This window comes from Pseudomonadales bacterium (assembly GCA_013215025.1).
Classification (GTDB): domain Bacteria; phylum Pseudomonadota; class Gammaproteobacteria; order Pseudomonadales; family DT-91; genus DT-91.
Map to the genome: position 1 here is coordinate 1 of JABSRR010000201.1, position 4,667 is coordinate 4,667.

At 45.9% G+C, this 4,667-nt stretch carries 5 protein-coding genes; 1 reads left to right on the plus strand and 4 read right to left on the minus strand.

The window, feature by feature from the left end:
• Window positions 1-24: 24 nt before the first annotated feature.
• The gene (locus HRU21_11645; GenBank protein NRA42942.1) at window positions 25-1,623 is read right to left on the minus strand and encodes an AMP-binding protein; all 1,599 of its coding nucleotides are present in this window, start codon (window positions 1,621-1,623) and stop codon (window positions 25-27) included.
• A gap of 179 nt (window positions 1,624-1,802) precedes the next feature.
• Window positions 1,803-2,324 (minus strand): DUF501 domain-containing protein, encoded by a 522-nt coding sequence (locus tag HRU21_11650; protein ID NRA42943.1) that lies wholly within the window; start codon window positions 2,322-2,324, stop codon window positions 1,803-1,805.
• Between the two features lie 62 nt (window positions 2,325-2,386).
• Here HRU21_11650 and HRU21_11655 point away from each other — a divergent pair, with 62 nt between their 5' ends.
• Window positions 2,387-3,268 (plus strand): sterol desaturase family protein, encoded by an 882-nt coding sequence (locus tag HRU21_11655; protein ID NRA42944.1) that lies wholly within the window; start codon window positions 2,387-2,389, stop codon window positions 3,266-3,268.
• Here the strand turns inward: HRU21_11655 and HRU21_11660 are convergent.
• Together HRU21_11660 and HRU21_11665 are read right to left on the minus strand one after the other, a co-directional pair.
• Window positions 3,265-4,146, minus strand: a complete 882-nt coding sequence (locus tag HRU21_11660) for a sterol desaturase family protein (protein NRA42945.1) — start codon at window positions 4,144-4,146, stop codon at window positions 3,265-3,267. The two genes, HRU21_11655 and HRU21_11660, sit on opposite strands and share 4 nt — an antisense overlap.
• Window position 4,147: 1 nt before the next feature.
• The coding region (locus HRU21_11665) for a TonB-dependent receptor (protein NRA42946.1) at window positions 4,148-4,667 on the minus strand (520 nt) is incomplete at its 5' end.

Here is a 4,667-nt window from a genome sequence, read left to right on the forward strand (position 1 = left end):
GTTGAAAGCTGCACTAAAGCTTGTTTACGCCACCAGTTTACGTAGCTCGGTTTTTAAAATCTTACCGGATGCATTCATTGGCATAATATCGATAAACTCAATACTGCGAGGCACTTTATAGTTAGCCATATTCGCTTTACAAAATGCCGTCACCTCATCGATGCTTAGATTGCTACCAGGGGCTTTGACAATAAACGCTTTACCCACTTCACCCATGCGCGCATCAGGCACGCCAATAATCGCCACCTGCACAACGCCGTCAATAGCAGAGATACTATTCTCTAACTCTGCAGGGTAAACATTAAAGCCGCCCGAGATAATCATATCTTTGATGCGATCGGTAATATCGATATAGCCATCGGCATCCATCACGCCAACATCGCCGGTCTTCAGCCAGCCATCTTCGGTAATCGTCTCTTGAGTGGCTTCTGGATTTCCAAAATAGCCCTGCATCACGTTATAGCCACGTACCCAGATTTCGCCCGTTTCACCCGCTGGCAAGCTCTGTCCGTCGGCATCAACAATTTTAACCTCAATACCATCCATCGCTCGGCCGGATGAACCAGAAATAATTTCTGCCGGATCATCGGGGCGGCAAATAGACACAAAGCCTGAAGTTTCGGTCATGCCATAAGCCGTCACAACAACCTCGAAGTCCATCTCATTGCGCATACGATTAACCAACTCTACCGGCACTGGTGCAGCACCCGTCACCGCTAAGCGCAGACTTGATAGGTCATATTGATCACGCTGGGGGTGGGCTAGAATCGATTGATAAATAGTTGGTGGGCCTGGCAACATTGAAATTTTGTCGTCAGCAATTTGCTGCAGTACTGCATCTAAATCAAAACTCAACACCGGGTATATCGTGGCGCCCGTGATTAAGCAGGCTAACCAGCCTGCTTTATAGCCAAATGAATGAAAGAACGGATTGATAATCAGGTAGTTATCCTCAGCATGCAATCCATTGGTATGTGCCCAAGTCGCAACGGTGCGTAAGTTTTGCCCATGTGCGCACATCACTAACTTTGGCTTACCCGTCGTGCCTGAAGTTGGCAGCATGTCCATAATGTCATCGGCTGTGACCTGCTCTGCAGCCGCTTTAACGAGCGCCATGTCCGCTTGCTCGCCAGCCAATAGAAAATCCGCAAAACTAATCACATTTTCTTGCGGCGTATGAGAAGGTTCACCGCGCAATAAGACAATTTCAGCCACTGTGTTCAGCGCTTCTGACTCAAGCAAATCACAGTAACGGATTTCACTGCTAGGGCTTGCCTGAAAGCTCTCAACAGTAAGCAGCAGCTTCACGTCTGCACGATTGAGCACATCGGCTACTTCAGCACCTTTCCAGCGAGTATTTAGCGGCACCAGCACCGCACCGAGAAGCTCTAAACCAATGGCCGAGACAATCCATTCATAGACATTGGGCGCCCAAATCGCCACACGATCGCCTTTAGTCACGCCTTTGGCACTGAATGCCGATGCAGCATGCCATGACATATGCTCAAGTTCGGCAAAGCTTAGCTCAACATGTGCTTCTTTAATGGCTGTTTTATAGCCATACTGATCTGCAGCCTGCTCTAAAACCTGTCTAAGCGTGAGCTCACCGTACGCTTGCAACATATCTTTCTCTCTTATTATCTTACGCTGTTTATCTAATTATCTTTTCGCTGTGCCAATAGCTAAAATTTTGCGCGACATTATCACATAAAATGCCAGTAAAAGCATTGTGGCTACAACTGCAATCTATACCGCGAGCAGCCCGGACGCTGGCCTTTGAGTGATTATCAATAAGTACAGTATTAGTTAAGAATATCAAGCTCAGATAGCGCATATTGGCTATCGAGCATGCGTCCAATTACCGTACCACCTTGCGCTAGAGTGGCAAGATGAAACGCATAATGCATGTGCAAACAGCGCACCTTATGCCAATTCTGAATGCCACCCACACCCAAATGGCTAAAAGCTTCGGCTAAACCTGCTTGCTGCATCGCCTGAGTATCGGCGGCAATCGCATGCTGTGCCCGCAAATCGACATAACGTTGGTGATCAGCAGCAATCTCTGACTGCAGCTCATTATCGTTGGCAATCTCGGCTTCTAAGGTTTTCACCACACCTGCTGCCTCAATGCGGCTAATGGCCTTGTGCACATCGCGACTGCTGAGCCAATAAAGGGTGGGAAACGGTGCGCCATCTATCCAGGTACGCATTTGTAAGACAATCGGTAGGCCTGCGGCCGTGCGACTCGGGATCGCGGTAATACCCCGAGGTTCACGACCAAGCTGTTGTTTGATGATCTGATAATCGGATTCTGTCAGACGCATGCTGTTGCTCATCAACTAAACACTCTATACTTAAAAAATAATTGGCTATTGTATCGCAGTCTATGGAATCCTTAGCAAGCTTTTTATATGTGATTGAAACCCTGCCACTTTGGCAAAAAGCGCTCTATGTAGGCAGCTGTCTGCTGCTATTTGTGCTATTGGAAAATCTCGCCAGCGCCCAACAATTTATCGTTGATGAACACTACAGTCGAACACGACATATCCTTAAAAATTTATTGTTTTTATTGTTCTCGCTGCTAATCAACAGTGCTTTTGCCGCATTATTTATTGCCGGCAGCAGCTGGAGCGAGCAAGCGGGGTTTGGCTTATACAGTCATTTTTACAGCCATTTTGCCGTGAACCCTGCTCTGCCAATGGCCAGTATTTCTGCCATACCGGCGATCATACAACTTTTAATCAGCTTAGTGCTGTTGGATTTTATCGCTCAATATTTGTGCCATGTTGGGCTACATAAAATACCTTGGCTGTGGCGTCTGCACACAGTGCACCACAATGATTTTCATGTTGATTTATCAACCGGCAGCCGCCATCACCCTATTGATTACTGCACCCGCGAGCTTGCCGCTTTGGCCTGCGTGATCATGTTGGCCATGCCTATCAGCCACTATTTGCTGTATAAATTGCTGTCGGTATTTTTTACCTATTTCACCCATGCCAATATTTTACTACCACGCTGGATTGAGCGGCCGTTAAGCCTAATATTTGTGACCCCAAATATGCATAAGGTGCATCATCATCAATATCTTCCATTTACTGACAGCAACTACGGCAATATTTTAAGCATTTGGGATAGACTGTTTGGCACACTGATGCAGCGAGAGATAACCGAAATTGAATACGGCGTTGATACCGACTTAGCTGAACAAGAACTGGCCATTGGCTACCAGCTACAACGGCCTTTTATGGCCAAGCAGCAACGTTAATATGGCTTTGATAAACCAAATTGAATCGGCTGATGAACTGCCTTGCTGTAAACCAAGCTACCAGACAAGCGGTCCCAGACACTGAGGCAAGTACCAAAATTTTTATCCTGATGCTCGGTAGCACAGCTATGGTGAATATGATGCTGCTTAGGGCTTATTAATAAATATTCGAAAATGCCAAAATGTAAAGCAAAATGGCTGTGCCGTAGATTACTGCCCATGGCATTGAATAAAAAGCCAAACATCTCTACCCCTAATATATGCCAGCCGCTTATTTGGCCCTTAAAAGCCCACACAAAAAAGCCACTCAGCAGCGCCACCGTGAGCAACTGACGCAGCATATACAAGAACATTTCCAAGGTATGCATTCTGCTTACAGTGAGGGGTGATAATACCTCTGCACTGTGGTGAACTTTATGTAGTGACCAAAGCCATGCATATTTATGTAAGGCGCGATGCAATAAAAAACGGCTTAGATCGTCAAGCAGAAAAAAACTGAGGGTGAACAGAGTCATTAAGAAAACGTTTGGTAACTGCCAGCTTGGGCCATCGCCAAGTATAAAGTACAAACTTTTTGCAACTAATACACTGGCCGCAATATGCGATAATAATAATGGGCTGAATAAAAATAAGCGCACGGCATTATTAAAGAAAATAAGTCCTAGATCATATAAATGTGAGCGATGCAGCCAGTATCGCTTTATCGCCTGTTTATCAGACCATAATGCAGATATCGGCTTCCCCTGCTGCCATAGCGCCAAAGGGATCAGCGCCATTGCGCTGAGCAGGAAAGGCCAAAAAATACGCTTAGACGGGTCTAAAACCGCAAACAACGGCTCGAGTAATTGATAAACAACCAAGCTGCTGTCTGCAAACATATTAGAATCGGTATTTTACCGTAGCTGTAGTGGTTCGTGGCTTATTAGGGCGCGCACCAAATGGTCGATAAGATACTGGCTCTAAAGTATCCAAAATATTATCGATGGTTAACTGAGCAGTCCAGTTATCATCGAAATAATAACTGGCAGAGAGATCAACAACTAACAACTCAGGTGTTGATTGATTTTCATCAAAGCTTGCTTGACCTGGTAAATCACGCATCTCATCGGTGTATTTAATATTCGCCAAAATATCAAAGTCATTAGCCTGAACACCGGTATAAAGTCGCGCCTGATGCTCTGGTAAATAAGGTAACTCGTCACCCTGTTGGACTTCGCCCCACTGTGAGAAGCCTGAAATAAAGCTTTCTTGAAATGCTGATTCGGTATAGGTGTAAGCCAAACCAAGCGGCACTGAAAAACCGGCCAGCAAGAACTGATGCTCAACATTCACCTCAACGCCGGCCACTTCAACACTGCCGCCATTGAATTCATCACCAACATTACAGCCACTATCACTG

Excerpts from the sequence above, each read along its gene's own strand:
- HRU21_11645 (NRA42942.1), bottom strand. The coding sequence starts at position 1,623 with ATGTTGCAAGCGTACGGTGAGCTCACGCTTAGACAGGTTTTAGAGCAG.
- HRU21_11650 (NRA42943.1), bottom strand. The coding sequence starts at position 2,324 with ATGCGTCTGACAGAATCCGATTATCAGATCATCAAACAACAGCTTGGT.
- HRU21_11655 (NRA42944.1), top strand. The coding sequence starts at position 2,387 with ATGGAATCCTTAGCAAGCTTTTTATATGTGATTGAAACCCTGCCACTT.
- HRU21_11660 (NRA42945.1), bottom strand. The coding sequence starts at position 4,146 with ATGTTTGCAGACAGCAGCTTGGTTGTTTATCAATTACTCGAGCCGTTG.